A 25,809-nucleotide genomic window follows, 5' to 3' on the forward strand; every position below is an offset into this window, starting at 1 on the left:
GATGGGCGTCTGTGGACCTATTGTCCATATTTGTGGATGATGAGTGCTCATGGCCAATCTCAACGACTTCACCTTTTTCGTTCATGTGGTGGATCACCATGGCTTTGCGCCGGCGGCGCGCGCGTTGAATGTGCCGAAGTCGACGCTCAGCAAGCGCGTAGCCGAGCTGGAAAGGAACCTCGGCGTCCGGCTGATCAACCGCACGTCCCGTCATTTCGCGGTGACGGAAACCGGCAAGGATTTTTATCGCCATGCGGCGGCGATGATGATCGAGGCGGAAGCGGCGGAGAATGTCGTCAGGGGCAGACTTGCCGAACCGAACGGCACGGTGAGGATCACGGCTTCGGTGCCGACCTCGCAGCTGTCGCTGGCCCCGCTCCTGCCGCAACTCGCACTTGCCTATCCGAAGCTGCGCGTCACGCTGCATGCGACGGACCGCTTTGTCGATATCATTCAGGAAGGCTTCGATCTTGCCGTGCGCGACCATTTCGCGCCGCTGCCCGATTCCGGTCTCGTCCAGCGCCGGGTCGGAACCCAGGCAAAGCTGATCGTCGCTTCACCGCTTTATTTGCACAGGAACGGAACTCCCGAACGCCCGGAGGATCTCGATCGTCATGACGGGCTGCTTACGTCGCTCGCGTCCGAAGGCTGGATGATGGAGCGCGCCGATGGGTCAACGGTATCGGTCTCGCCGAAGCCGCGTTTCGTAGCGGATGAATCCCGCGTGCTGCGAGAAGCTGCGCTCGCCGGTCTCGGCATCACGACCTTGCCCGGTAAGCTCTGTCAGCAGGAGATCGAAAGCGGTACGCTTATCCGCATCCTTCCCGGATGGACCGCCGGCAAGGTGGTGACGACGATCCTGATGCCGCACCGGCGCGGGCAGCTTCCCTCCGTGCGGGCAACAGTCGATTTCATCGCTGAGCGTCTCGTCGACGGCTGAGGCAAGAAGGCCCGCACGAGGCGGGCCCTGAAAACGGCTCAGCGCTCGGCGAGTGCCGGTTCGCCTTTCTTCTCACGAATGAGGTTCAGGAAGCGGCGGAAGAGGTAATGGCTGTCCTGCGGGCCCGGCGAAGCTTCCGGGTGGTGCTGGACCGAGAAGACCGGCCTGCCGTCGACGCGCAGGCCGCAATTGGTGCCGTCGAACAGCGAGATGTGAGTCTGTTCAACCCCTTGCGGGAGCGAGTTCGCATCGACTGCGAAGCCGTGATTCATCGAAACGATCTCGACCTTGCCGGTGGTGTGGTCCTTGACCGGGTGGTTGGCGCCGTGGTGGCCCTGGTGCATCTTCTCGGTCCTGGCACCCAGCGCCAGCGCCAGCATCTGGTGGCCCAGGCATATGCCGAAGACCGGGATATCCGTCTTGAGGAGATCCTTGATGACCGGCACGGCATATTCGCCGGTTGCGGCCGGGTCGCCCGGGCCGTTCGACAGGAAGATGCCATCGGGCCTTAGCGCCAGAACTTCCTCGGCGCTCGTCTGAGCCGGGACGACGGTGACACGGCAATTTAGCCCGGCGAAGAGGCGGAGAATGTTCCGCTTGACGCCGTAGTCGAGGGCGACGACATGATAGGCGGCATCGGTTTCGCCGAGCGTCGAATAGCCCTCGTCCCAGATCCAGGGCTTCTCATCCCAGCGATAGGACTGGCCGGAAGTGGCGACCTTGGCGAGGTCGAGGCCTTCGAGACCGCTCCACGCCTTCGCCTCGGCCTTTAACGCCCCGACATCGAAGACGCCCGCCGGATCGTGTGCGATGACGGCGTTCGGCATGCCGTTTTCGCGGATCCAGGCGGTCAGCGCACGCGTGTCGATGCCGCAGAGGCCGATGATGCCGCGCGCCTTCAGCCAAGTATCGAGATGCCTGGCGGCGCGGTAGTTGGAGGGCTCCGTGATGTCGGCCTTGAAGATCACGCCGACGGCACCGTGGCGCGCGGCGGGTGTCAGATCCTCGATGTCCTCGTCATTGGCGCCGATATTGCCGATATGCGGGAAGGTGAAGGTGACGATCTGACCGAGATAGGAGGGATCGGTCAGGATTTCCTGGTATCCGGTCAGCGCCGTGTTGAAACAGACCTCGGCCTGAACCTTTCCGGTCGCGCCGATGCCCTTGCCTTCGATCACCGTGCCGTCGGCCAGAACGAGCAGGGCAGTGGGTTTCTGGATTGTCCATGCGGGTGTCGCGGTCATCGTCTCTATCCCGTTGCGGCCGAAAGCGAGGCTTGAAAGCCGGTCGGTTCAGGGCCATTTCATATCGCATGCGGCATGGCGCGCGGAGACCCCGCGGGAGAAAGTTCATGCCGATGTACGTGCAGGTGCCGGAAAATAGCCAAAGGCTCCGGCAAGGTCAACCAGCCGCTGTGAATTGTCTGGAAATAAAACACCTTATTATTCAAGCGGTTGTCAAAGACGTTTGATTGTACCTGCCGCACTGGTTTAAGACGATGGCAAAGAACGCATCGAACCGGCCCCGCAGATTGAGCACTGGGGTCGGTTTCGACATGGAGTTAAGACATGCGCGAGCATTTCGCCAATGCACTGAAAGAAGCCCTCAAGGCCAAGGATACCCGGCGCGTCTCGACCGTCCGCCTCATCCAGGCCGCGATCAAGGATCGCGACATCGCCAATCGTGGCCATGGCAAGGACCCGGTCGGCGACGATGAGATCCTGCAGATACTCGTCAAGATGATCAAGCAGCGCGAAGAATCGGCCCGCGTTTACGACGAGGGCGGCCGGCCGGAGCTTGCCCAGCAGGAGCGGCAGGAAATCGCCATCATCAACCAATTCCTGCCCGAGCAGCTTTCCGAAGAAAAGGTCAAGGAAGTCTGCGCCAAGACCGTTGCGGAGATCGGCGCGCACGGGCTGCGCGACATGGGCAAATGTATGAACGCTTTGAAGGAGCGCTATCCGGGCAAGATGGATTTCGGCAAGGCCTCCGGCGTCGTTAAGGACCTCCTGAAGTAAGTCGCGGCGCCCGCTTCCGGCGGGCGTCGCCTCCCTGGCATTTGCATTCCCGGCTTGAGCGCGTGCCTGTGAATAGCGGGCAAGGTCCAGGGCTGCCCGTGGCTTCCTCCGGCGATGCCGCTTATATGGAGGTTCCATGCCTGCCGCCCGAAGTCGTCGCACGGGGTTCGGGCGGCATGCAGCAGAGGTAATCCATGCGCTTTTCACCGTCCTTCCTTGACGAGATACGCGACCGCGTCCCCATTTCGGACGTGGTCGGTAAACGCGTCACCTGGGATCGGCGCAAGACCAATGTTTCGCGCGGCGATTATTGGGCCTGCTGCCCCTTTCACGGCGAAAAATCGCCGAGTTTTCACTGCGAGGACCGCAAAGGCCGCTATCATTGCTTCGGCTGCGGCGTTTCCGGCGACCATTTCCGCTTCCTGACCGAGCTCGAAGGCCTCAGCTTTCCGGAAGCCGTGCAGCAGATCGCCGATATGGCAGGCGTCGCGATGCCGCAGCCCGACCCGCAGGCCGAGCAGCGCGAGCGGGAGCGCACGAGCCTGCTCGACGTCATGGAACTTGCGACGCACTTCTTTCAGGATCAGCTTCAGAGTGCGACCGGGGCGAAGGCGCGCGCCTATCTGCGCGAGCGCGGGCTGACCGGCCGTACGATCGAGACATTCCGCCTCGGCTTTGCACCCGACAGCCGAAACGCGCTGAAGGAGTTCCTGGCGGGCAAGGGGATCGGCAAGGAGCAGATCGAGGCCTGTGGCCTCGTCGTTCACGGACCGGATATTCCTGTTTCCTATGATCGCTTCCGCGACAGGATCATGTTTCCTATCCTTTCCGCGCGCGAGAAGGTGATTGCCTTTGGCGGGCGGGCCATGTCGCCGGATGCGCCGGCAAAATATCTGAATTCCAACGAGACGGAGCTCTTTCACAAGGGCAATGTCCTCTTCAATTTCACGCGGGCACGGCGTGCCTCGCAGGGCGCCGATGGCGCAGGCACGATCATTGCCGTCGAAGGCTATATGGATGTGATCGCGCTTCATCAGGCCGGGATCGAAAATGCCGTCGCGCCGCTCGGGACCGCGCTTACCGAGAACCAGCTCGATCTGTTGTGGAAGCTTACCGCCCAGCCGGTGCTCTGCTTCGATGGCGACGGCGCCGGTATCCGCGCCGCCCACCGGGCTGTCGATCTCGCATTGCCCCATCTGAAACCGGGCCGTTCCGTGCGCTTTGCCATGCTGCCGGAGGGCAAGGACCCCGACGATGTGGTGCGCCAGGATGGACGCGAGCCCTTCGACAGGGTGCTCGCCAATGCCCGCTCGCTCGCCGACATGGTCTGGCTTCGCGAAGTGCAGGGCGGCGATTTCGACACACCGGAAAAGCGCGCCGAGCTCGAAGGGCGGCTGCGGCAGGTGAGCGCGGTCATCGCCGACGAGAGTGTGCGCCGCCACTACGGGCAGGACATGCGCGACCGCCTGAACGCGTTTCTTCAGGGGAGCGCGCCTTTCAGAGGCGAGAGGCGGCCGTTCGATCGGGGCGGAAGGCAGGGCGGAGGCCAGGCCGGACGCCAGGGCGGCAGGGGCTGGTCGCGAGCTGCGAACCCGGTCCTGGGCGCGGCCGTGGAGGCCGGCACTGCCGGCAGTTCCAAACTCAACCAGATGATGAAGGCCGGCGGCTCGCTTCGACCGCCGGTGCTGCGCGAGAGCGTGCTCGCATTGACGATCGTCAATCATCCGCAACTGCTATTCGACGAATATGACGAGATCGCCACGATCGAGTTCGACCACCGTGACCTGCAGCGCTGCTGGGCCGCGGTTCTGAACGCCGCGGCAGCGAACGGGTTGCGGCTGACGCGGGAAACCCTCCTGGAGCAGCTTGAGGCGGAGGGTTTTTCCCAGTTGATCGGCGCTCTCGACCAGCAGATTAGAAATGCGCGGCTTTGGACGGCAACTGAGGCAGCGGCGCCGGAGGATGCACGCGAAGGCTATCTCCAGGCCCTGACCCTTCACCGGCGGACGAAGGCGCTGCTTTGGCAGAAACGGGAACTCGAACGCGAAATCGCAGAAGCCACGGCCTCCGAAGACGCCGATCAAGGGCAGCGGCTCGTGCGCGCCATGGAGGAAGTACAGCTGGAGCTTCACCGGATGGACAAGCTCGAAGCAATCATCGAAGGCTTCGGCGTGCTTTCGGGGAGGGTGAAGGGGCCTGCGGCGCGGTAATCATCTGTCGTGCGGCGAGTCAGCAGGCTAGCGGAATGCTGCCTGTGGTTTACACGCGAGCACCCGCGACGCCATATTGTACGCACCGACGAAAGCGATTCCATGCCCGAAAGCCACAGCACCGCCTGCCTGTTCGAAACGGAAGGCGTCCGCAATCCGCTCGATCTCTTGAAACGCATTTACGGCTATTCCACCTTCCGCGGTCAGCAGCAGGAGGTCATCGAGCATGTGGTTGCCGGCGGCGATGCCGTCGTGCTTTTTCCGACCGGGGCGGGCAAATCGCTCTGCTTCCAGATTCCGGCGCTCTGCCGTGGCGGCGTCGGCGTCGTCGTTTCGCCGCTGATCGCTTTGATGCGCGATCAGGTGGAGGCGCTCAAGCAGCTCGGCGTCCGGGCGGCCGCCCTCAATTCCTCCCTGACGCGGGAGGAGGCGATTGCCGTTCGCCGTTCGCTTTCGACCGGCACTCTGGACCTCATCTATGTGACGCCGGAACGCGCCGTCACCGATGGTTTCGCCGAAATGATCGCCGGTGCCGAAATTGCTCTTTTCGCGATCGACGAGGCCCATTGCGTTTCGCAATGGGGACATGACTTTCGCCCGGAATATCGCGGCCTCGGCTGCCTCGCCGAACGCTTCCCGAACGTACCGCGCATCGCGCTCACGGCCACCGCGGATCCGCACACACGCGCCGACCTGATCGAGCGCCTGGCACTTGGCGCGGCGCGGGTTTTCACCTCCAGTTTCGACCGCCCGAACATCGCCTATGAGATCGTGGAGCGCGATCAGCCGCGCCAGCAATTGCTGCGCTTCCTGTCGCGCTTCAAGGATGCAAGCGGCATCGTTTATTGCCTCTCTCGCGCGAAGGTCGAGGACACGGCGGAATGGCTGAATACGCAGGGGATTCGTGCGCTCCCCTATCACGCCGGCATGGACAGGGCGTTGCGTGACGCGCATCAGGACGCTTTCCTCAAGGAGGAGAATTTGTGCCTCGTCGCAACCGTCGCCTTCGGTATGGGAATCGACAAACCGGATGTGCGCTACGTTGCCCATCTGGATCTGCCAGGTTCGGTGGAGGCTTATTACCAGGAGACGGGGAGGGCCGGGCGCGACGGGCTGCCTTCGGAAGTGTGGATGGCCTATGGCATGGCCGACGTCATCCAGCGCCGGCGAATGATCGACGAGGGCGGTGCGCCCGAGGAGGTCAAGAGAATTGAGCGGGCGAAACTCAATTCGCTGCTTGCAATTTGCGAGACGGCAGGCTGCCGGCGCCAGGCGGTCCTCGCGCATTTCGGCGAAGCGCATCCGGGCGGGTGCGGCCATTGCGACACCTGCCTGAAACCGGTCGAGACCTGGGACGGTACGGAAGCGGCGATCAAGGCGCTCGCGGCCGTTTACAGGACCGGCGAGCGTTTCGGAACCGGCCATCTGATCGATGTACTTATGGGCAGCGTGAACGAAAAGACCGAGCGCTTCGGGCATGTCGACATGCCGGTGTTCGGGGCCGGCAAGGACCTGCCGGCGCGCACCTGGCAATCCATCTTCCGCCAACTGCTCGCCGCGGGGCTCATCTCCGTGGATCACGGCGCCTTCGGGGCATTGAAACTCGAGCCTGAGGCACGCAGCGTCTTCCGCCGCGAGCGGCAGGTGCTCTTCCGCAAGGACCGCCCGAGTTCCGGTAAGGCGGCGCGCGGCCAGAAGGCGACGCGAGAGCGGTCCGACCTCGCGGGCTCCGATCTCGAGTTGTTTGAGCGGCTTCGCTCCGAGCGTCTTACTATCGCCCGCGAGATGGACGTGCCGCCCTATGTCGTCTTCCCGGACGCTACCTTGATTGCGCTTGCCAAGCGCCGACCGCGCGATTTCGACGATCTCCTGGGCGTCCCCGGTATCGGAGAGACCAAGCGGGAGAGGTACGGACAGGCTTTCCTCGCGGTGATCGAGGCTTTCGAGGGCTGACGTCGAGTGATCATCCGCCCTCCATCCGCCTGCCGGCACCTTCTCCCGCAAGCGGGGCGAAGGAGACCAGCGCCAGCGTCGTGCTCGTCCCCGCTCCCTGCACGCGGGGAGAGGGTTAGGGTGAGGGGCATCAGCACGTGGCGTCGGAAACAGATTCCATGAAAAGTGCCACCGTGTTAGTCCTCTAGCTGGTGATTTCCATCGATTGCGAGCACTCAGCCATGACCAAGGCCTTCCTCTCCCATCTCAGCTCGGAACTTGAAGGCCTGAAGCAGGCCGGTCTCTACAAATCCGAGCGTGTCATCACCTCAAAGCAGTCGGGCGAAATCGAAGTCGCTTCCGGTCAGCGTGTCCTGAATTTCTGTGCCAACAACTATCTCGGGCTTGCCGGCAACGAGGAGCTTGCAGACGCGGCGAAGAAGGCCCTCGACCGTTATGGCTACGGCATGGCGTCGGTGCGCTTCATCTGCGGCACGCAGGAGGAGCACAAGGAGCTCGAAGCGCGCATATCCTCCTTCCTCGGCATGGAGGACACGATTCTCTATTCCTCCTGCTTCGATGCCAATGGCGGTCTGTTCGAGACGCTGCTCGGCGAGGACGACGCGATCATCTCCGATGCGCTGAACCATGCTTCGATCATCGATGGCGTGCGTCTCTCCAAGGCCAAGCGCTTCCGCTATGCCAATAACGACATGGCGGCGCTGGAAGAAGAGCTGAAGAAGGCGGAAGGCAGCCGCTTCAAGATGATCGCCACCGACGGCGTCTTCTCGATGGACGGCATCATCGCCAATCTCGCGGGCGTCTGCGATCTCGCCGAGAAATACGGTGCGATGGTCATGGTGGACGACAGCCATGCGGTCGGTTTCGTCGGCAGGCATGGGCGCGGCTCTGCCGAGCATTGCGGGGTGGAGGGCCGGGTCGACATCATTACCGGCACGCTCGGCAAGGCGCTTGGCGGCGCTTCGGGCGGGTATACGTCGGCAAAGGCCGAGCTCGTCGAATGGCTGCGCCAGCGCTCGCGGCCCTATCTCTTCTCCAACACGCTCGCGCCCGTCATCGCCGCCGCTTCCCTCAAGGTCTTCGAGCTGATCGAAAACGGGGATGCGCTGCGCGAACGGCTTTCCGCAAACGCGGCGCTTTTCCGGGCAGAGATGTCCAGGCTCGGCTTCACGCTCGCCGGCGAGGGCCATCCGATTATTCCTGTCATGCTCGGGGATGCGGCGCTCGCGCAGGAGATGGCCGCACGCATGCTTGAGAAGGGCGTATACGTCATCGGCTTCTCCTTCCCGGTCGTGCCGAAAGGACAGGCGCGCATTCGCACGCAGATGTCCGCCGCGCACAGCGAAGCGGATATCCGCCGCGCCATAGCCGTCTTCGAGGAGGTGGGCCGAGAGTTGAACGTGATTTAAGGGGCGAACGGGGGTCCCGCGCAACGCGGAGGAGCGAGCAATGACCAATATGATGAGGGCACTCGTAAAGACCAGGCCCGAGGTGGGGCTCTGGATGGAGCGGGTGCCGGTCCCGGAAGTCGGGCCGAATGATGTTCTGATCCGCGTCAGGAAATCGGCGATCTGCGGCACCGATGTCCATATCTGGAACTGGGATCAATGGGCGCAGAAAACGATTCCCGTGCCGATGGTCGTCGGGCACGAATTCATGGGCGAAATCGTCGAGGTCGGGCCGGCCGTGACGAAGCATCATGTCGGCGAGCGGGTTTCCGGAGAGGGCCACATCGTTTGCGGCAAGTGCCGCAATTGCCGCGCCGGCAGGGGGCATCTCTGCCGCAACACCCTCGGCGTCGGCGTCAACCGTCCCGGCTCCTTCGCCGAATTCGTGTGTCTGCCGGAATATAATGTCGTGTCGATCCCGGACGACGTTCCCGACGAGATCGCCGCGATCTTCGATCCCTTCGGCAACGCTGTGCACACAGCGCTCTCCTTCGATCTCGTCGGCGAAGACGTGCTTGTCACCGGCGCTGGGCCGATCGGCATCATGGGGGCTTTGGTTGCCAAGCGGTGCGGTGCCCGCAAGGTCGTGATCACCGACATCAATCCGGTCCGCCTCGATCTCGCGCGCAAGGTCGGTATCGACTATGTCGTCGACGCATCGAAGGAAAATCTCGCCGATGTGATGCGGGTGATCGGCATGACCGAGGGCTTCGATGTCGGCCTGGAAATGTCGGGTGCCGCACCCGCCTTTCGCGACATGATCGACAAGATGAACAATGGCGGCAAGATCGCAATCCTCGGCATTGCGCCGGCGGGCTTCGAAATCGACTGGAACAAGGTGATCTTCAAGATGCTCAATCTGAAGGGCATCTATGGTCGAGAGATGTTCGAGACCTGGTACAAGATGATCGCCTTCGTCCAGGGCGGGCTTGACCTTTCACAGATAATCACGCACCGCATCGGCATCGACGAGTTTGGTGACGGCTTCGAAGCGATGCGCTCTGGCAATTCCGGCAAGGTCGTGATGGACTGGTAGGCAGCGCGCCCGGGCACCATCTGGGCCGATTTCCTTGATGTAGTGTGCTCGGATGGAGGAGCGGCCCTTGTCTTTCTGTGGGGCGCTCCTACATGTTGAGCGAAAGCTGATGTACAGCCGCAAATCCCGTACAATAGCGTTTTTTGCCGATTTAGGCGGTTTTTCGCTGGAAACGCTTGACGGGATCAAAAATTCTGGGAATCACCATTTCGAGCAGAAATGGCGACATGGTACGGCGGATAGGAAATCATGCCAGGGACGTTTCAGTGGCAGGACTGTCGAGGCTTGCCCGTTCACCGCGATCGCTGTCGTGGTTAATCAGGAATTAAATATCATCCCGTTACGTCAGGGGAAATAATCGGTGGCGGGTACGCGGCGTGCCCGGACCTCCGAGTGGCATTGATTACCGGGCGCCGGCCGGTTGCGACAAGGAAAGCGACGAATTAAATGGCAACAAAAGTCAAAGAAAACGAAGAAGCCGACGTTGAACGTGAAGGTGCGCCGGACGGTCCGCTTCTCGATCTTTCCGACGACGCTGTCAAGAAGATGATCAAGGCCGCCAAGAAGCGCGGCTATGTGACGATGGACGAGCTAAACTCCGTTCTGCCTTCCGAGGAAGTGACTTCCGAGCAGATCGAGGACACGATGTCCATGCTTTCCGACATGGGCATCAACGTCATCGAAGACGAAGAAGCCGAGGAAGCTGGTGGCAGTGACGACGATGACAGCAGCGACGATGCTGAAAGCGAAGGCGGCGAACTCGCGCCTGCCAGCGGCACCGCGCTTGCGACCAGCAAGAAAAAAGAGCCGACCGACCGTACCGACGATCCCGTGCGCATGTATCTGCGCGAGATGGGCTCGGTCGAGCTATTGTCGCGCGAAGGCGAAATCGCCATTGCCAAGCGCATCGAGGCTGGCCGTGAAACGATGATCGCCGGGCTCTGTGAGAGCCCGCTTACTTTCCAGGCGTTGATTATCTGGCGCGACGAATTGAACGAAGGCCAGACGCTGCTGCGCGAGATCATCGATCTCGAGACGACCTATTCCGGCCCGGAAGCCAAGGCTGCTCCGCAGTTTCAGAGCCCGGAAAAGATCGAAGCCGACCGCAAGGCGGCAGAAGAGAAGGAAAAGGTCCGCAAGACTCGCGCTGCGGCCAACGACGACGACATCACCAATGTCGGCGGCGAAGGCCAGCCCGCCGAGGAAGAGGAGGACGACGACGACGAGTCGAACCTCTCGCTCGCCGCGATGGAAGCGGAACTGCGCCCGCAGGTGATGGAGACGCTGGACGTCATCGCCGAGACTTACAAGAAGCTCCGCAAGCTGCAGGACCAGCAGGTCGAGGCGCGCCTTGCCGCGACCGGAACTCTGTCGCCGGCACAGGAGCGCCGCTATAAGGAACTGAAGGACGAGCTGATCAAGGCGGTGAAGTCGCTGTCGCTCAACCAGAACCGCATCGACGCTCTGGTCGAGCAGCTTTACGACATCTCCAAGCGCCTGACGCAGAACGAGGGCAGGCTGCTGCGCCTGGCCGAATCCTATGGTGTCAAGCGCGAGGCTTTCCTGGAGCAGTATTCCGGCGCCGAGCTCGATCCGAACTGGATGAAGTCGATCAGCAATCTCGCGGGCAAAGGCTGGAAGGAGTTTGCCAGGGCGGAGAACCAGACGATCCGCGACATCCGCCAGGAGATCCAGAATCTCGCGACGGAGACCGGCATTTCCATCGCCGAATTCCGCCGCATCGTGTCCATGGTGCAGAAGGGCGAGCGCGAAGCACGCATTGCCAAGAAGGAAATGGTCGAGGCAAACCTCCGTCTCGTGATTTCGATCGCCAAGAAGTACACGAACCGCGGGCTTCAGTTCCTCGATCTCATCCAGGAAGGCAATATCGGCCTCATGAAGGCGGTTGACAAATTCGAATACCGCCGCGGCTACAAGTTCTCGACCTATGCGACCTGGTGGATCCGACAGGCGATCACCCGTTCGATCGCCGACCAGGCCCGCACGATCCGCATCCCGGTGCACATGATCGAGACGATCAACAAGATCGTCCGTACCTCGCGCCAGATGCTTCACGAGATCGGCCGCGAGCCGACGCCGGAGGAACTGGCGGAAAAGCTCGCAATGCCGCTCGAGAAGGTGCGCAAGGTTCTGAAGATCGCCAAAGAGCCGATCTCGCTCGAAACCCCCGTTGGCGACGAGGAAGATTCGCATCTCGGCGATTTCATCGAGGACAAGAATGCGCTGCTGCCGATCGACGCGGCCATTCAGGCGAACCTCAGAGAGACGACGACTCGCGTGCTCGCCTCGCTCACGCCGAGAGAGGAGCGTGTGCTGCGCATGCGTTTCGGCATCGGCATGAACACCGACCACACGCTGGAAGAAGTCGGCCAGCAGTTCTCGGTCACCCGCGAACGCATCCGGCAGATCGAAGCCAAGGCGCTGCGCAAGCTCAAGCATCCGAGCCGCTCGCGCAAGCTGCGCTCGTTCCTGGACAGCTGATCCCAGGAAGTTTCATGATGACGAAGCCGGGCCTAGCGCCCGGCTTTTTCATTTCCGCTCTACTCGATTTCCCGGCGCGAAACCGTACGCCGATTTCCTCGAAATGCTTTATACTTTGCGCCTTGCGGCAGTGAAGGTCGCTCGTTCCCATCGCCGGGAGTACGGCGTCCCGAGGCCGCGCATGAACGCGCGAATGCGCGCCAACCTTTTCAGATAAGAGCATCTTGGACGCCTTCGACCGAAGGCGGGATGCTTTGCGGGAGGTGTGAGATGACCACTTACGTCGTGCTTCTCAATTGGACCGAGCAGGGGATCCGGAACGTACGCGAGTCGCCGAAGCGGCTCGATGCGGCCAAGAAGGTGCTCGAGGATATGGGCGGGTCCTTCAAGGACGTCTACCTGACGATGGGCGAACATGACCTGGTGGCGATCTGCGAAGCGCCGGACGATGCGGTCGCTGCGCGTTTTGCCTTGACGCTCGGCATGAACGGAAACGTCCGAACCCGTACTCTGAAGGCCTTCCCCGAGGCGGCTTACCGCGAACTTATCGGTACGCTGGGATAGAGCGGGACAAGGAAAAGAGTGTACGGCTTCCGTTCGGAAAGCCCTTCGGCCTTATCCGGCCTGGCGGCCACCTTCTCCCCGCAAGCGGGGCGAAGGAACCCCTTCAGTTCCTCAGGGGTTTGGGCGTTCGCGGCATGTCCCACAGCCTGGTAATCGGCCATCGCATAAAAACCGATCCTTAACATTTACATTTTATCAATCTCTCGCAAACGAGAGGTTCCGCGATGCGTTGCGTTTTTGTCGTCGTCCTCCTGTTGTTGGCCGGCTGCGGAACGGTGCCGAGAGAGACCCGGAACGCCTGTGCGGTTTTCGAGCAGCGAGACAATCTTTTCAACAATTGGCGCCGGGCTGCCTATGCGGCAGAGCGTGAATATGGCGTGCCCGTTCCGGTGCTGATGGCGACGGTCTATACGGAGTCCGGCTTCCGCCATAATGCCAAGCCGCCGCGGACGAAACTCCTCGGCTTCATTCCGTGGACAAGGATTTCCTCGGCCTATGGATATTCGCAGGCGCTTGACGGCACCTGGGCGCGATATCAGGCAGAAACGGGCCGATGGACGGCACGCCGGTCGGATTTCGGGGACGCGATCCGCTTTATCGCCTGGTACCACAATCAGAGCCACAAGCGGAACGGCATTGCCCTGAACGACACGTACAGACTCTATATCGCCTATTACCACGGCCACAGCGGTTATGCCCGCGGCAACTGGAGCGCCACGGCGAAGGCGGGCGCCAAACGGGCGTCCGGCATGGCCGCTGTCTACGCGCGCCAATTGCGCGGCTGCAATTCGTGACCCGGGCGGATGACGCAAGCCGTTAAGCCAGCCATTAAAATGTCGCCTCCCCGTCGGAATCTGTACCCCTGGATCGTCCTTGTATTGTCTTTCAAAGAATGGAGGAGACGAAAATGGCCTATGTGGATGGTTTTATCGTAGCAGTGCCGACGGCCAATCTGGAGGCATACAAGAAGATGGCCAGCGAGGCGGGTGCGGTCTGGAAGGAGCATGGCGCGCTCAATTACGTCGAATGCATCGGCGACGACGTTCCCCGCGGCGAACTCACTTCCTTCCCGCGTGCGGTTCAGGCGACGGACGACGAGACGGTCGTCTTTTCATGGATCGTCTACCGGTCGCGGCAGGACCGCGACGCGATCGTCGCCAAGGTCATGGCGGATCCCAGGCTCCAGGGTGACGCGTGGAAGGATGTTTTCGATGGCAAGCGCCTGATCTATGGCGGGTTCGAGGCCTTTCTCGAACTTTAGAGCCTTTCCTGTTCAAAGGGTAAAGTGGGGTGAGAATGGCGCAGACCGTCATCACCATGTCGACGACGGGGCAGGGGCTTTACGAGTTCACAGCCGAGGCCGGCGAATTCGTGCGCGCCACCGGCGTGGCCGAGGGACTGCTCACGGTTTTTGTGCGCCATACCTCGGCTTCGCTGATCATCCAGGAGAATGCCGACCCGGACGTGAAACGTGACCTGGGTGCATTCTTCCACCGGTTGGTACCGCCGTCTTCCGATCCCTCGATGGACTGGATCGTGCACAGGATGGAGGGGCCGGACGACATGCCCGCCCATATCAAGTCGGCACTGACACAGGTGTCGCTCGGCGTCCCCATCATGAAGGGGCGCCTGGCGCTTGGAACCTGGCAGGGGCTTTATCTCTTTGAGCACCGTGACCGGCCGCACCGTCGCGAGATCGTTCTGCACATCGGCAGTTGAGGATCGAGGCAACCGTTCGCCGCTGCCGTTTTCTCTTTCGGCGCGGCAGGCATTCTGCGTAGAGTGGAAGCGGGGCCGGTTTCGGAGGAGAAAATGACAGACGCCCAGACGATAGCCAGCCGTTTCATGGAAGCCCTGAACGATCGCGACTTCGACGCGCTTTCCCGCCTCGTCGACGAGGACGTTGCGTTCGACTCGCTCAGCGGAGAGCGAACCCTCGGTGCCGGCTCGCTCAGGAGCTGGATGATGAACTATCTGCGCCATTTCGACGAGAGCTTGAGTGACATCGTGCTGATGCGAGACGCCGCCGGCCAGCGCGTGGCTGCGGACACGACCGCGCGCGGCACTTACCGCGAGACTTTGGCCGGCTTTCCCGACGCCTCCGGTCAGGCCTATTCCATCGCGAGCGTCTTTGTCTTCGAGATCGAGGACGGCCTGATCACGCGGCTCAGCCAATATCGTAACATCCGGCTCTTCGAGCGGGAACTCGCGGGCTGAACACGATTCGTAGTGCGTGGCAGGGCGGGATCAACCTGAATACCGCATGAACGGACAGTTCCGGTGCCGTTCAGTTTGGCCGGGCTATTTTTGCCTCAACAGTCAAGCAGAACCGCTTCGTCCCACCGGAGAAAAACCATGAAGAAGTTCCTCGTTAATGCCGCCATTGCCGCCGTGATCGGATTGACCGGTCTGGTTTCCACTGCCTCTGCCCAGTCGCTCACCCTCGAAATCGGCCCGGGTGGCGTCCAGTATCGCGATTACGACCGTCACGACGACTGGCGGGGCCGCGGGCACTACGACCGCCGTGACCGCCGTGGTCGCTGTGCACCCGGTCTCGCCGTCGAGAAGGCACGCGACCGTGGCCTTCGCCGCGCCTATGTCGCGGACGTAACGGGCCGCCGCGTCGTCGTCGAAGGCCGCCGCCGCGGCCACCGCCAGGCCATCGTGTTCGCCAATGCCCGCGGATGCCCGGTCATCGGCCGCTGGTAAAAGCCCGAATTTCCGTCTTGTCTCCCCCGGCTGACGGAAAAGGAGCCCTCACGCCTCGGCGTGGGGGCTCCTTAGTTTTGCGCAAGGAAGAATGCATGCGGCTTTCCGCCGGCACCCCGCGTCTCAACGCTTTGAAATCAATCACGATGTTTTAGATCGATCCGACCTGGAATATCGTGATCAAGCACAGCGCTACTGGTCGATGGCGAATGTCACGTTGACGTTGACGTTGTAGGCATTCTCGCCCGTTGCGATGGGAACCGAATCGGCGGCAAATTCCTTGGCCATGCTTCGCACGACGGGAATCGGCTCGGGCCGGGAGGGCTGTTCCGAAATTTCAATCAGACGGCCGAGCGAGACGCCGGCCGCCTCTGCCAGAACCCTTGCCTTGTTGATTGCATCGGCGACCGCGGCCTTGCGGGCCTCCGTGATCACGGCTTCCGGCTTGTCGTTGGTGAACTCGATGCCGCCGCCCTGATTGACGCCGAGGCTTACGGATTTGTCGAGGATCTCGCCGAGCTGCCCCAGATCCCGCACGCGAACACCGACGCCGTTGACGACCTGGTAGCCCACCAGTTCCGGTGGCCGATTACCGCCGTCATTGTTCTGAGGATAGTGATATTGCGGATTGATCGAAAAGCCGCTCGTCTGAAGGTCGCGCTCGGCGATCCCGGCCTGCTTCAATGCCGAGAGCACGTCCGCCATCGCCTTGTTGTTGGCATCGAGCGCCTCGCGCGCCGTTTTTGCGTCTTTGACTACGCTGAGCTGCAGAACCGCCATGTCCGGCGCAGTCGTCGAACGGCCTTCCCCGGAAACCTTGATGACCGCCTGGCGGCCCCGGACGGCATCCGGACGCCCCTTTCCGTCTCCCTTGCCATCCTTGCCGGCGGCACTGTCTTGAGCGGCTGCTGCCGCCGCGAAGGCCCCAGCAAATGCGGCTGCAACTGCTGCGACATGTACGGTGCGGGCAATGCGTGTAGAGCTCATCGGGGTTTCTCTCCGGTTGTTTGTCGCTGATTCCATGCTTACCGATTGTGTAGCTATTGCGGCAATGGCTTGTCGGCCAAAAAGATTTAGGCTAGAGCCAGCACTGCGGACTGCCATTGGTCCGCAACCGCCGACCACGAGGACGGCAGGGCCTGTAGCTCAATGGTTAGAGCCGGCGGCTCATAACCGCTTGGTTGGGGGTTCGAGTCCCTCCGGGCCCACCATTCCCTCATTGAACGTCGTTTTTCCTTCATTTTCCCGGGTCTGTCTCGCCGGAATTCTGCTTAGGCGAAAGCGAAACCTCCCGGGCCACATATGTCTTGCAGCGCTCGAAACCTGAATCGATGATGCGCTCGGGTCCGCACGGCTTCGTATAGTGCTGCTGCGCCATTCCTGCGTTGATCGCGGCATGGGGCGCTGCGCGGAAATCGCCGAGAGCGTTCTGGTGTCGCTATCCTGAGCCGGAACGGAGACCGCTGATGCCCCGCTGGAAGAAGCCGACCAAAGAAGAAGTCCTGGAAAATCGACGCGATCTGGCGAACCGTGCGCGCAGCGGTGAGCTGCGCTTGCCCCATGCCGTTGCTGAAATTCGCAAGGGCTTCGGCATGACGCAAGAGGAGTTTGCGAAGATGCTGGCGCTCACCAGGAGGCAGGTTGCCGAAATCGAAGCCGGCACAGCGAACCCGACATTGGAGACATTGGAAAAAATGGCCGTCTATTCGGCTTTGGGGTGGGTTTCGTGCCGGGGACGATAAAGAAAACTGAGAGCGAGCGTGATCCGGCGCCGAAAGGCTCTCACGAACGCCCATAGCCGATCGACTGGCGTGCTGCATCGCATTCTTCGCACGCCACTTCTGCCGGATGCAGGAAGACGAGCGGGTCGTGGGCCAATTGTTCCATTGCGATTTTCACGATGTCGCGTGAGCGGACCAGGCGGGCATGGGCGTTGCCGATCTGCCCCTCCTTCTGGAGGCCGTTTCGCCTCAACCAGACGTCGGCCAGGCTGAAGTTCTGGCAACAGTGATCATTCTCCAGATAGGCAATGCGGACCCGGCTGCCATTTTCGACGATCGTGCAGTGTCTCGGCACTCCATAAGGAACCTTGGACATCAGCTCGGCGAGATGCAAGGTGGTGTTCGAATCGTGTCCGACGCCGAGGAGTATCACCTGTCCGTCGAGTTCATGGATACGCCCTATCGGACTGGGGGGACAATGCGGGGGCAGGGGCAGGGGGTCCGATGTGATGCGTGCGGCAAGCGGTCCCGCCGCTGCAAAGGCGAACGGATGGTCGCTGCGCACCACACCCTCAAGACGCCAGAAAGTATCGGCGAGTATTCCCAGATCCGATGTTGCTGAGGTCGTCGCCGGCTCGAATGGCTCGTCGTCAAGGCCCGACCAGGAGGGCATGACGAGCGTGCCTTCCGGGCCGATGGCGGTGCGCAGAGCGGCGATCATGCCGGCCGGACCGCCTTCGACCGGCCGGACGCTGCGAAACGAAGAGTGAACGACAAGAACGCCTCCGGGCTTCACCCCGAGGGTGAGGAGTTGATTGACGAGTTCCGAAATGCGCCATTCACGTTGCGTCATGGTTGTACCGGATGAGTCCACTTTAATTGGTGTTCTGACAGCGCTTGCTCACGGTATCGGCTTCGAACGCGTTGAAAATAGCGTTGAGGCGGGCGTGGAACAATAATGGGGAGCTCCGTCGGCGCTTTCAGGTTCCCCTTGGGAGCTATAAGCGGCATCGGTTGCCATGTTCCGCCTTTTCAAGCATGTTCATGCATGGCTGCATCTGGGCTGAAAACCGCGCACACTGGCTATCCGCTCTGCGGACCGAGGTGTGATTGCCCTAAGGGGTGGAAGAGGGCTGGGTGAACGAGATTTCGATGCATTCGCCGGCGGCGGCCGGTGGTGACCTAAAATCATATTGATCTAAAGCCGTTTGGGGTTTTCGTGGCGGTGCCGCATTTTCATCTGCAGACATTCGGGGAATTGCGGCTGGTCGATTCCGGCGGCGTGGTCGTGGCGTGCCCGGAGCGGGGCCTGCTTATTCTGGCCTACCTCAGCATATCCGGGCAGAGAACGGTCTCCCGCGAAAAGCTCTCGATGCTGATCTGGCCCGAGCGGGAGAAGAGCGTCGCTTTCAAGAACCTGCGCTCTACCCTGTGGCGCATGCGCCACCTTGCCGCGAACTCGGGGCCGCTCACGTCGGCGACGGAAATAGATGTGACGCTGGGGGAGATTGCCTGCGACGCCGCCGGTTTCGAGGCGCTCGGGAGCTCGGAGGAAGCGTTTCGCGCCGGGCTCTCGCTCTGGCGCGATACGTTCCTAGCAGGCGCCGATGTGCCTCCCGGGCGTTATGCGGACTGGGTTGGAGAGCAGCGGAGCGTGTTTACGCAAAAGCTGCGCGCGGCACTTTTAGCCGGCGGAGAGCGATTTGCCGACAGGTCGATGCTGCGGACGGCGTGCATGCATCTCCTCGAACTCGATCCGGCGGATACTGCCGTGCGCGCAATCCTGGAGCGGTTGACCGGCGTGGGTCTCGTCATCGGGAAAGGCTCGCCGGACGGGGCCTGGCTGCGGCAGGGGGCCTTTGCAGGGGAGTCGCCCCGGGCGCCGGCAAGGGATGCGATAACCCCGCCGGTTGCGCCCGCACCGCGCGTTGCGCTGCTTCCGCCCGCGGCTTTCGGCAGTGATCCGATGCTTCACGCGGTCAGCATGGCCGTGGTCGAAGACATCACGATCGGATTATGCGCGCTGCGCTCGATGTCGGTTGTTGCCCCTTACACTGCCGAGCGTATTCGGGATGCGGCGGACAAGGCTGCCTTCCTGGAAAAACATGCCGTCACTTATGCGCTCGACTGTCGCATGTCGGACCAGGGGCTGTTTACTCAACTCATCTTCCTGCCGTCCGACGCGATCGTCTGGGCGGAGCGCTTTTCGATCTCTCCGGTCGGGCTCCTGCAACAGCGTCAGGAAATTGCCTTTCACGTGGCCAGCGCGGTAGCGGAACAGGTGGAGACCGGGCGTATCGGGCACCTCGATTACGTGACCAATCCGGACGCCTATTACGCCTATCTCGCCGGCCTGCGAAACCTTTCGAACGTCGGCCTTCCCGAAATCCGCAGGGCACGCCGCGATTTCAAGACGGCGCTCAGGCACAAGCCGGATTTTGCCCCGGCGCTAAGCGGCATCGCACGCACCTATGCGATCGAGTGGGTCCTGACGGCTCGGGGCGACCAGGAGCTTTTGACGGTAGCCGAGCGTCACGCCAAGGAAGCGATCGAGAGCGATGAAGAGCTTCCCGGAGCACATCGCGAATTCGGCGTCGTCAGACTTTATCAGGGCGACCTCGATGGAAGTCTTGCGGCGCTGGACCGCGCCGAAAATCTGAGCCCGCATTATGCCGACGTGCTGTACAGCCATGCGGACACGCTCGTCCATGCCTCCCGCCCGCGTGAGGCTCTCGACAAGCTCGGCAAGGCGCTTTCGCTTAATCCCCTGGCGCCGGACATGTATTTCTGGAGCGCTGCCGGAGCCAGCTACTTTCTCGAAGAGTATGAGGATGCGATCGGCTACGTTCAGAAAATGAAGGACAAGTCGCCGGGCGACCGGCTGCTTGCAGCAAGCTGGGCGATGCTCGGCGATCAGAAGAAAGCGCGGTCATACAAGGTGAAGGCCCTGAGGGCCAATCCGACATTCGATGTCGACAAGTGGCTCGCCGTCGTTCCGATGAAGGAACAATGGCAGAAGGACCTCTATCGCGAGGGGCTGAAAAGAGCGGGGTTTTGATGATGAGGGGAAGCGATATGGCAGAAGTCGTAGTAATTGGTATTGCCGGCGAGCAAGGTTTGTGGCTGGCGGATCTGAAAAATGGAACGGTCAGGCCGCTCGATCAGGTGTCGGGCGATCTCGCCACGGCGAACAAGCTCCGCCTGCAGGGCGGGACGATCGTCAAGAATGTTGATCTCGCAGTAGCGGTGTCGTCGGCCGACAAGGTGTTTTCGGGGCATTTCGACGGGTGATCGGCTTCGCTGTCGGCAGTCCTGCAGACACGCGCAATGCTTATTCCGATCGCGTTCTGAGCCCGGAAGAGACGTTCGACCGTGTCCGGCCACTGCTTTCCCGGTTCGGCGTGACCCGCATCGCACGGCACACGGGCCTCGACAGGATCGGGCTCCCGGTCTGGTGCGCCTACACGCCGAACGCACGATCGATCGCGGTTGCGCAGGGCAAGGGATTGACGGATCCGGAGGCGAAGGTTTCCGCGGTCATGGAGGCGCTGGAGCGCGCCGTTGCCTGCGAGCCCGCCGTCGGAACAATGGTCGCCACGGCCCGGACCTTGCGTGCATCCGGACGGACCGTGGAGCTGCTTCCCTGCCTGATTGCGGCCGGGCAGCAGGATATAGGGCCGGACGAAGAACTCGCATGGGCCCTCGGCTCCGACCTGATCTCCGGCCGCGAGATACTCGTGCCGCTCGCAGCGGCGCTGCTCGACCGTACCCTGCATTCGCGTTTCTGGATGTCGTCGGATGGACTTGCGTCGGGAAACGTCGTGGAAGAAGCGATATTGCACGGACTGCTGGAGCGCATCGAGCGAGACGCGCACGTCCTCTGGGGCATCTCGGGGCGGGAGCACCGTTACGGGTGCTGTGTCGCTCCCGAGAGCCTGGGCGATGCAGCGTTGAACGGTCTCGTTGAGCGCATTGGGGCCGCCGGACTCGATCTCCGGCTTTTCGAAATCACCAGCGACATAGGCATTCCCTGTTTCCTGGCGCTGCTCGGCCCACCCGATATCGCGACCAGGGGCGGTGGCCGCTTCGTCGAAGTGACGAGCGGCTGCGGCGCACATGTTTTTCCCGCCCGGGCGGCGATCAGGGCGGTGACAGAAGCGGCGCAGTCCCGGCTCACCTTCATCAGTGGTGCCCGGGACGATGTCTTTCCCGAGACCTTCAACCGGCCCTTGCCGGAACTGACGCGGCAGGCCTTCCTCGCCGAGCCATCCAGACGGGCCATCGCCAGCCCGCAGGTCGGCGGAAGCCTTGAAGCGCTGCTGCGCCACACCGTTGATCACCTGACGAGCGCCGGCGTGCAATCTGCAATTGCGCTTCGTCTGTCGGCGAACGCGCTTCCGTTCTCGGTCGTCAAGATCTTCGTTCCCAAACTCGAGAATCCGGATGGTGATCGAGCGCGCCGTTTTGGTCCGCGTGCACTATCCAAAGCGCTCGCATCGTGACGGGAGCGGGCAATGGGGCTCCGGGCGAAGATCCGCTAAATACTCCACCTGAGCGTGTGCAACGCTCGTGAAACGCGCGGAAATGCCGAACTCGTTTATAGTCGCCCTCATCACAGGCATGGATTGGGGGTTCATATGACTAATCATTCTTCGTCCTTGACGGATACCGAGGTGGAACTTGCGAGCATTGCCCGAATGTTGAGCCACATTCGCGAGAGCGCTCGTGCCTTGGAGGCACAGGCCGTCGAGTATTGCATCGATATGGCACTGCAAGCGGTCGCCAACGAATTGCGGGATCGCGGCGAGCTCGTCATTGCCGCTGCGGGCTTCGACAATAGAACGACCCTGCTGCAATAGCGCGCTGCGGGGAAACCCGCCTGCGCTGCTACCGCACCCGACCGCACTTCTTTCGTCCTCACCATTCCTGTGGCATACAGGAAGGTGGGGATATGAAGAGCAAGCGTCAGCGATCCAGTTCCGGATAGACCCTGTCGAGAAATCCCGGCCGGAGCTTCTCGCCTATCATGCAGTCCGCCGCATTTTCGCCGGCCGCCAGGCGGAGCGCCGGATCGGGCTCGCGCCCGCTTACCTCGAGGATCAGCTTCTGACGGATTGCGACCGCGAAATCCTCGGGTTCATGCACGGGCAACACGAAGGAGCCGGGGCCGCCAATGACGCATTCGGCGTAATACCGGTCGAGCGGCCCGGTCGAGACCGAAGGGCGGATGAGGATTGCAAGACCGTTGATTATAATGCCCCGCGATAGGGCGTCGTTGCGTGCGGGTGTAACCGGCGGCCCGGTATTGTTCGGCCCGTCGCCGGAGATGTCGATGACCCTTCGCGTACCCGAATATGCGTTCGAATCGATGAGGTCCGAACCAAACAGGATCGCGTTCGAGATCGAGGTGCCGCGCCGTGTTCCGATTGGCCGAGCCTCCAGCTTGCCGGCGAAGGCTTCGGCGTCGGCAGAACTTTCGATCACTTGCCAGCTCACGACTGAGGCCTCGTTTACGAGCCCTGCCCATTCGAAATAGCCTATGGCGATCCGCCCGAGGAGGCCTCCCTGGACCGCATTGATGAAATCCGGATGCCGCAGCGCCTGCAGATATCCGGAGCGCTGCACGCGCGCCTCCTCCATGTCCATCGAGCCGGACATGTCGACGGCCAGCAGGAGTTCTACGTCGACGTCAGCGGAAATGGCTGCCGACTGTATCGGAGCTCCGCTCAGTGCCAGGATCAATGCCATCGTGCCTAACATCGCATCAGCCAATCACCGTGGATCACGCGTCGGGCGTTCTGCCCCTGCACCCGGGTACCGCGAGGCGCCTTAGAGCGATGTCGCCGTCCGGGTCGATGTCATTCCATGAATGTATCACAGGTTTTGAGATCGGCGACTGTCGGAGCGATGCAGACCTACAATATTCGGTGATCGCGGTTGGTCTGCGTGGCCTGCCGCAATGTGACCAACCTCGTCGACCAGTAGGCTGGCATGTCTCTCCACAGCCGCACATCGGATATCGCCTGCATCGACGGGCTGCAGCGCGCCGCCTTCGAATACTTTCTTCGGTATTCGGACATGCGAAGCGGCCTCGTCGCCGACACGTCTCGCGCGGGTTCTCCGTCGAGCATCGCCGCCACGGGTTTCGGACTTGCGGCCTATCCGGTCGCGGTCGAACGCGGCTGGATCGCCCGGTCGGACGCTGCCTGGCGCGTGCTGACCACCCTCCGGTTTTTCGCGGCAAGCCGTCAGGGGAGCGATGCGAGCGCGACCGGTTATCGCGGATTCTACTACCATTTCCTCGACATGCGGACGGGGGATCGCGTCTGGCGCAGTGAGCTCTCCACGATCGACACCAGCCTGCTCCTCGCCGGTGCCTTGACGGCGGCAGCTTATTTCTCTGGCCGCAGCGAAGAGGAGAGTGAGCTCAGGCGGCTTGCGGCGCTCCTCTACGAGAGGGCGGATTGGTACTGGGCGCTGAATGGCGGCGACACGGTCACGATGGGGTGGCGCCCGCCGGGGCGATTTTTGAAACACCGCTGGCGGGGTCATAGCGAGGCGCTGCTCCTCTACGTCCTGGCACTCGGCTCGCCCACGCGCCCGATCATGCCGCCGAACTACGAGGCCTACACGGCAGCGCATGAGTGGCTGGAACTCGATGGGGCGGCGCATCTCCATGCCGCCGCGCTCTTCGTCCACCTTTTTCCGCAGGCATGGATCGATTTTCGCAGCATCCGGGATAAGGGGATGCGCGACAGGGCCACCGACTATTTCGATAACACCCGCCGCGCCATCCGGCTGCAGCGCGCCCATGCCGAGGAAAACCCTCATGGATTCGCCGGCTATTGCCGCGACCTCTGGGGTTTCAGCGCCTGTCATGCGCCGAAAGGCTGGTTTCGGCTTCGCGACGGCCGGCGGCAGAAGTTGCTGGGCTACGAGGCACGCGGCGCACCGTTTGGTGCCGACGACGGAACACTCGTTCCCTGGGCGCCGCTGGCCGGGCTGCCATTCGAACCGGACGCGTGTCTCGGCAGTCTTTTTCATCTGATGTCGCGTTACCCCGCCCTGGTGAAGGAGGAACGCCTTCCCGGCGGTTTCAATCCCAGCCTGCCGGGGGACGGTCCCGAGGGATGGATGGACGATAGACTCGTCGGCCTTGACCAAGGGCTCGTCGTCATGATGATCGAGAATTGGAGGAGCGGCCTGGTTTGGGAACTGACGCGCGGCATTCCGGCCTTTCGTCAGGGGTTGAGCAGGGCTGGATTTGCGGGAGGCTGGCTTTCGTCGACGCTGCTTCAAGTCTGAAACGAGAGAAGCGACCCGAAGCGGCTCAATTCCCTCCTGGAGTGTTGCGATGGTTACCCTTGTTCCTGTGCTCGCATTTGCCGCCGTGATCGGATCCGGCCTGATGGCCGGGCTGTTCTTCGTCTTTTCGGTCTGCATTATGCAGGCGCTTTCGCGACTCCCGCCCGAGCAAGGCGTCGCCGTGATGAACGCCATTAACGTGGTGATCCAGAACCCGCTGTTTCTCATCGCCTTCATGGGAACGGCGCTGCTTGGCCTGGTGCTCCTGGTCATGGCCGTCATCTGGGGAGGGCAGGGGAGCTATTTCCTGGCTGCTGGCGGACTCGTCTATCTCATCGGCACGCTCGCGGTGACGATAGCCGTCAACGTGCCGCTGAACGAAGCGCTTGCCGCCGCCCCTGCCGGACAAGGAGCCACCGAACTCTGGCAGCAGCGCTATCTGACCGAATGGGTCCGCTGGAACCACGTGCGCAGCTTCGCTTCGACCGCTGCTCTGGCGCTCTTCGTCCTCGGCTTCGCCCGGACCTGATGATCGGGCAATCTCAGCGGCCGGCATAGCGCGGCTCGCGCCGCTCTTTCCAGGCGGCGAGGCCTTCGTTGAGGTCGTGGGTCGGAACCATTCGTGCGAATTGCTCGCTCTCGCAAAGCAGACCTTCGCCGATCGCCATGTTGAGGCCGCGCGTCACGGCCGAGATGATAGCGGCGGTCGCAACAGGAGAGTGGCTGATAATGCGCGCCGCGAGCGCTCGGGCGGTCTCGATAAGATCCGCGTGCGGAACCACCGCATTTACCAGCCCCATCTCCAGCGCGCGCTCAGCCGAAAACGCGTCGCCGGTGAGAAGTAGCTCCAGCGCGCGCTTGCGTCCGGCAAGGCGCGGCAGTCTCTGCGTGCCGCCGAAAGTGGGCGGCATGCCAAGCTTGATCTCCGGCTTGGCAAATCGCGACCGGTCGCTCGCGATCGCGAGATGCACCGCCTCCGTGATTTCGCAGCCGCCGCCATAGGCGATGCCGTTGACGGCGGCGATCACAGGCTTCGGAAAGGCCTCGAGACGGCTGGTAAGCTGCTGCCCTCTTCGCACGAAATCGCGGATCGCGGCGTTCACGCCTTCGGCCACGCTGTGGGAGAATTCGTGAATGTCGCCGCCTGCCGAAAAGGCTCGATCACCCGCTCCGGTGAGGATGACGGCATGCACCTTGGCGTCCACCTCGAGGCGATCGAGGAGGGTCAAAAGCCGGTCGATCAGCTCGTAATTGAGCGCATTCAGCCTTTCGGGCCGGTTGAGCGTCAGGAGGGCGGTTCCGCCCGAAATTTTCAGAAGCACAGTATCGGACATGTTTGTCTCCCGTCGGGTGTTGACGAACGGAGGCTAAGTGGGAGACAAAGGAATGTATATTCACTAGTC

Annotated in this window: 25 protein-coding genes, 1 tRNA gene and 1 pseudogene; 22 read left to right on the top strand and 5 right to left on the bottom strand. The window is 62.1% G+C overall.

Annotated elements, in window-relative coordinates:
* Positions 1–49: 49 nt before the first annotated feature.
* A complete protein-coding gene (locus tag FB009_RS13065; RefSeq protein WP_127581634.1) occupies positions 50–940 on the top strand; it encodes a LysR substrate-binding domain-containing protein in 891 nt (296 codons plus the stop codon).
* 38 nt (positions 941–978) lie between these two features.
* Here FB009_RS13065 and carA read toward each other — a convergent pair whose 3' ends face one another.
* Complete coding sequence (gene carA, locus FB009_RS13070; RefSeq protein ID WP_011976358.1) at positions 979–2,184, bottom strand: glutamine-hydrolyzing carbamoyl-phosphate synthase small subunit; 1,206 nt, start codon at positions 2,182–2,184, stop codon at positions 979–981.
* Between the two features lie 324 nt (positions 2,185–2,508).
* Between carA and FB009_RS13075 the strand changes: the two genes are divergently transcribed.
* From FB009_RS13075 to FB009_RS13135, 13 genes are all read left to right on the top strand, one after another.
* Complete coding sequence (locus FB009_RS13075; protein ID WP_011976357.1) at positions 2,509–2,958, top strand: GatB/YqeY domain-containing protein; 450 nt, start codon at positions 2,509–2,511, stop codon at positions 2,956–2,958.
* A gap of 194 nt (positions 2,959–3,152) precedes the next feature.
* Positions 3,153–5,168 (top strand): DNA primase, encoded by a 2,016-nt coding sequence (dnaG, locus tag FB009_RS13080; RefSeq protein WP_011976356.1) that lies wholly within the window; start codon positions 3,153–3,155, stop codon positions 5,166–5,168.
* Between the two features lie 102 nt (positions 5,169–5,270).
* Positions 5,271–7,121 carry a DNA helicase RecQ gene (gene recQ, locus FB009_RS13085; protein ID WP_024324107.1) on the top strand — a complete coding sequence of 617 codons (1,851 nt, stop codon included), beginning with the start codon at positions 5,271–5,273 and terminating at the stop codon, positions 7,119–7,121.
* Between the two features lie 221 nt (positions 7,122–7,342).
* A complete protein-coding gene (locus tag FB009_RS13090) occupies positions 7,343–8,530 on the top strand; it encodes a glycine C-acetyltransferase (protein ID WP_011976354.1) in 1,188 nt (395 codons plus the stop codon).
* A 40-nt stretch (positions 8,531–8,570) separates the two neighbouring features.
* Complete coding sequence (gene tdh / locus FB009_RS13095) at positions 8,571–9,605, top strand: L-threonine 3-dehydrogenase (RefSeq protein WP_011976353.1); 1,035 nt, start codon at positions 8,571–8,573, stop codon at positions 9,603–9,605.
* A gap of 109 nt (positions 9,606–9,714) precedes the next feature.
* The gene (locus FB009_RS32710) at positions 9,715–9,963 is read left to right on the top strand and encodes a hypothetical protein (protein WP_162142224.1); all 249 of its coding nucleotides are present in this window, start codon (positions 9,715–9,717) and stop codon (positions 9,961–9,963) included.
* 89 nt (positions 9,964–10,052) lie between these two features.
* Positions 10,053–12,107, top strand: a complete 2,055-nt coding sequence (gene rpoD / locus FB009_RS13105; RefSeq protein ID WP_011976352.1) for an RNA polymerase sigma factor RpoD — start codon at positions 10,053–10,055, stop codon at positions 12,105–12,107.
* 270 nt (positions 12,108–12,377) lie between these two features.
* Complete coding sequence (locus tag FB009_RS13110; RefSeq protein WP_011976351.1) at positions 12,378–12,671, top strand: GYD domain-containing protein; 294 nt, start codon at positions 12,378–12,380, stop codon at positions 12,669–12,671.
* 224 nt (positions 12,672–12,895) lie between these two features.
* On the top strand, positions 12,896–13,465 hold the full coding sequence (locus tag FB009_RS13115; RefSeq protein ID WP_011976350.1) for a transglycosylase SLT domain-containing protein: 570 nt from the start codon (positions 12,896–12,898) through the stop codon (positions 13,463–13,465).
* Positions 13,466–13,578: 113 nt separating this feature from the next.
* Positions 13,579–13,932, top strand: coding sequence for a DUF1428 domain-containing protein (locus tag FB009_RS13120; RefSeq protein ID WP_011976349.1), 354 nt, complete (start codon positions 13,579–13,581; stop codon positions 13,930–13,932).
* A gap of 35 nt (positions 13,933–13,967) precedes the next feature.
* Positions 13,968–14,390: a secondary thiamine-phosphate synthase enzyme YjbQ gene (locus tag FB009_RS13125; RefSeq protein ID WP_011976348.1), complete on the top strand. Its 423-nt coding sequence runs from the start codon at positions 13,968–13,970 to the stop codon at positions 14,388–14,390.
* A 93-nt stretch (positions 14,391–14,483) separates the two neighbouring features.
* Positions 14,484–14,888 (top strand): ketosteroid isomerase-related protein, encoded by a 405-nt coding sequence (locus FB009_RS13130; RefSeq protein ID WP_011976347.1) that lies wholly within the window; start codon positions 14,484–14,486, stop codon positions 14,886–14,888.
* Positions 14,889–15,026: 138 nt separating this feature from the next.
* Positions 15,027–15,380 carry a hypothetical protein gene (locus tag FB009_RS13135; RefSeq protein ID WP_011976346.1) on the top strand — a complete coding sequence of 118 codons (354 nt, stop codon included), beginning with the start codon at positions 15,027–15,029 and terminating at the stop codon, positions 15,378–15,380.
* Between the two features lie 192 nt (positions 15,381–15,572).
* On the opposite strand, the gene FB009_RS13140 is transcribed toward FB009_RS13135, so the two are convergent.
* On the bottom strand, positions 15,573–16,367 hold the full coding sequence (locus FB009_RS13140; protein WP_011976345.1) for an SIMPL domain-containing protein: 795 nt from the start codon (positions 16,365–16,367) through the stop codon (positions 15,573–15,575).
* 148 nt (positions 16,368–16,515) lie between these two features.
* On the opposite strand from FB009_RS13140, the gene FB009_RS13145 reads away from it, so the two are divergent.
* Positions 16,516–16,591, top strand: a tRNA-Ile gene (locus tag FB009_RS13145).
* A gap of 255 nt (positions 16,592–16,846) precedes the next feature.
* Positions 16,847–17,178 (top strand): annotated as a pseudogene (locus FB009_RS13150) (helix-turn-helix domain-containing protein).
* On the opposite strand, the gene aac(3)-IV reads toward FB009_RS13150, so the two are convergent.
* Positions 17,163–17,954, bottom strand: coding sequence for an AAC(3)-IV family aminoglycoside N-acetyltransferase (aac(3)-IV, locus tag FB009_RS13155; protein ID WP_011976343.1), 792 nt, complete (start codon positions 17,952–17,954; stop codon positions 17,163–17,165). The pseudogene FB009_RS13150 and the gene aac(3)-IV overlap by 16 nt on opposite strands.
* 366 nt (positions 17,955–18,320) lie before the next feature.
* Between aac(3)-IV and FB009_RS13160 the strand changes: the two genes are divergently transcribed.
* The 4 genes from FB009_RS13160 to FB009_RS13175 all read left to right on the top strand — a co-directional run bounded on the left by FB009_RS13160 (position 18,321) and on the right by FB009_RS13175 (position 21,960).
* Complete coding sequence (locus tag FB009_RS13160) at positions 18,321–20,159, top strand: adenylate cyclase (RefSeq protein ID WP_011976342.1); 1,839 nt, start codon at positions 18,321–18,323, stop codon at positions 20,157–20,159.
* A 17-nt stretch (positions 20,160–20,176) separates the two neighbouring features.
* Positions 20,177–20,392, top strand: coding sequence for a hypothetical protein (locus tag FB009_RS13165; protein ID WP_024310816.1), 216 nt, complete (start codon positions 20,177–20,179; stop codon positions 20,390–20,392).
* Entirely contained in the window at positions 20,389–21,603 is a 1,215-nt protein-coding gene (locus FB009_RS13170) for a YcaO-like family protein (protein WP_011976340.1), read from the top strand. Before FB009_RS13165 ends, FB009_RS13170 begins: the two co-directional genes overlap by 4 nt.
* A 135-nt stretch (positions 21,604–21,738) precedes the next feature.
* Positions 21,739–21,960, top strand: coding sequence for a hypothetical protein (locus FB009_RS13175; RefSeq protein WP_011976339.1), 222 nt, complete (start codon positions 21,739–21,741; stop codon positions 21,958–21,960).
* A 106-nt stretch (positions 21,961–22,066) separates the two neighbouring features.
* On the opposite strand, the gene FB009_RS13180 is transcribed toward FB009_RS13175, so the two are convergent.
* Complete coding sequence (locus tag FB009_RS13180) at positions 22,067–22,861, bottom strand: DUF1194 domain-containing protein (protein ID WP_011976338.1); 795 nt, start codon at positions 22,859–22,861, stop codon at positions 22,067–22,069.
* A 231-nt stretch (positions 22,862–23,092) separates the two neighbouring features.
* Here FB009_RS13180 and FB009_RS13185 point away from each other — a divergent pair, with 231 nt between their 5' ends.
* A complete protein-coding gene (locus FB009_RS13185) occupies positions 23,093–24,406 on the top strand; it encodes a glucoamylase family protein (protein ID WP_011976337.1) in 1,314 nt (437 codons plus the stop codon).
* A 49-nt stretch (positions 24,407–24,455) separates the two neighbouring features.
* On the top strand, positions 24,456–24,935 hold the full coding sequence (locus FB009_RS13190; RefSeq protein ID WP_011976336.1) for an anthrone oxygenase family protein: 480 nt from the start codon (positions 24,456–24,458) through the stop codon (positions 24,933–24,935).
* Positions 24,936–24,948: 13 nt separating this feature from the next.
* Here the strand turns inward: FB009_RS13190 and FB009_RS13195 are convergent, their stop codons facing one another.
* Positions 24,949–25,740 carry a crotonase/enoyl-CoA hydratase family protein gene (locus tag FB009_RS13195; RefSeq protein ID WP_011976335.1) on the bottom strand — a complete coding sequence of 264 codons (792 nt, stop codon included), beginning with the start codon at positions 25,738–25,740 and terminating at the stop codon, positions 24,949–24,951.
* Between the last annotated feature and the right edge of the window lie 69 nt (positions 25,741–25,809).

The sequence above is a fragment of the Sinorhizobium medicae genome (genome assembly GCF_007827695.1).
In the GTDB taxonomy this organism is placed as follows: Bacteria; Pseudomonadota; Alphaproteobacteria; order Rhizobiales; family Rhizobiaceae; genus Sinorhizobium; species Sinorhizobium medicae.